This is a genomic window from Candidatus Jordarchaeum sp. (genome assembly GCF_052745115.1).
The window spans coordinates 1-1,811 of sequence record NZ_JBRAKS010000529.1; the positions used below are offsets into that span (position 1 = coordinate 1).

Sequence of the window (1,811 nt, forward strand, 5' to 3'; positions counted from 1 at the left end):
TTCGGGAAGAAATTGTTTGTCGGTTAGTTAAAGCCAAATGGACTCGTTAGCATATTTTTGAAGATTCCAGTCTTGTAATGTTAGTAGTTGAAACGTGAGGAACCGAGCTATATTTCTACTACGAGAATTCAGATAAAACTAGTTTGCTCTTTAATTCTTCAAAAGACAGTGGTATATTGAAGTCTTCCAAATGATAAGAAACTGGGGCGATGATTTCTTTGTAATTTTTTTGTGCTCTTTTACTAAAATCTGCGGCTATTAGGACGCCTCGAATGCATTCGTCTCCGACCTCGTTTACGTAGTTTCTGAGTTGTTCGAAGTCTTTTTCGGTAGCTTTGCCTGTTTTGACTTCTATTATTATTTTTTTGGAGATTCCTAGTGGGATTGCTTCTTTGATTAGGATGTCTATGTGTCCTTCGGGTATTGCTTTTTCTCCTAGGACTTCTATATTTTTTGGGTCTAGTTCGTCGGTGGAGATTGTGTCAAGAAAGTTTGCCATGTTTTCTGGTTTGGATAGGTGTTGTCTGATTAGTGCTTGGAGGATTATTTCTTGAAAGAAGAATTTTCTTGGAGCTTCTGTTTCTTTTCTGTTTCGTGTGAATTGGGGTGTAAATATTTCATATTTTAGGTCTAGTTTTTCTGTTTTTTCTTTGTGTGTTTCTCCCATTTGGGAAACGTTTTGGAGGGTGGTTTGATCCGCCTGAAAATGCGTTTTTCTGTATCCGCCTCTTAGTAGTAGGTTTTCTGCGACGTAGTGGAACTCGTTTCTTACTAGTGGTTCGTTTAGTTTTCTTACTGGTTTTAGTGTGACTCTGAAGGGGAAGTGGTATGTTTTTCCGGACATTTTGAATGTGACTTTTGGCCAGGGTGGTAGTTCTTCGGCGTCCATTATGGCTTCCTTTTTCTCCACGACGTAAAGATTGTGTGCTCTTGCACCGTAGAGGAAGGATATGTAGTCTCCTTCGTTGAGTTCGGAGTAGGTCCATACTCCGTTTATGCTGTTTGTGAATCCGGCGAGGGCGTGTCTTATGCATAGGTCCAGATTTTGTTTGTTTGAAACTGAGATTAAAAAGTAGTTTGGTCTAATCATTTTTTAGCAACTCTAGTTAATGCATTTTTGTAACTTTTTAACTTTTTAACTTTTTTCACTTGGATAGCATTTTAATAGGGGAATTAGTTATATTAATTTTATGAAAGAGACTGTTTCTTGTCCGATTTGTGAGAGTTTGGGGGAAGCTCTTTTTGTTGATTTCGATGAGGGTGAACATTTTCCGGATGCATTTCGCGAATTGGAAATGGTTCAGTGGTTTGACGAGTTGCATGATTTGCGTCGTTGTCCTCTGTGCGGTACTTATTATGATTTTAGGTTCGTAACGGATAATGATATTTTTCAGCCGACTCACACTGGAGAGTATAGGCGAATTCCAAGCGATGAGGCGGAGCGGATGGTGCGTGAGGAGAGGGCTCGGCTTGAAGAGAAGAAAAGGAGGTATCGTAAACAGGTGCGGAAATTGCATGGGAAAGTTATTCGTTCGTTACCGGAGGTTGAGAAACGAATCGTGGAGTATCTCACGGATCGACTGTACGATGAGACTTCTGACACACAAATTAGTAAAGATTTAGGAATAGATATGGCTGTGGTTGAAAAAGCACTCGCGTCATTAAAGCAGAAAGGAGTGGTGGAAGAATTTCGCTATGGGAAATTGTATGTGAGATATCATGTGAGAAGAGTTTGACACTCCCCACGACTAAAGTCGCTATGCATTACCCATAACTTTTAAGGGTGTTGGATGAGTATAACTGTGCACACG

General features: G+C 40.0%; 2 protein-coding genes. One reads left to right on the forward strand and one right to left on the reverse strand.

The genetic code is table 11. The features are described 5' to 3' along the window. Nucleotides 1-118: 118 nt before the first annotated feature. The gene (locus ACUVXA_RS20495; RefSeq protein ID WP_445873150.1) at nucleotides 119-1,090 is read right to left on the reverse strand and encodes an endonuclease NucS domain-containing protein; all 972 of its coding nucleotides are present in this window, start codon (nucleotides 1,088-1,090) and stop codon (nucleotides 119-121) included. Nucleotides 1,091-1,190: 100 nt separating this feature from the next. Here ACUVXA_RS20495 and ACUVXA_RS20500 point away from each other — a divergent pair, with 100 nt between their 5' ends. Then, entirely contained in the window at nucleotides 1,191-1,736 is a 546-nt protein-coding gene (locus ACUVXA_RS20500; RefSeq protein ID WP_445873151.1) for a hypothetical protein, read from the forward strand. Nucleotides 1,737-1,811: the final 75 nt, after the last annotated feature.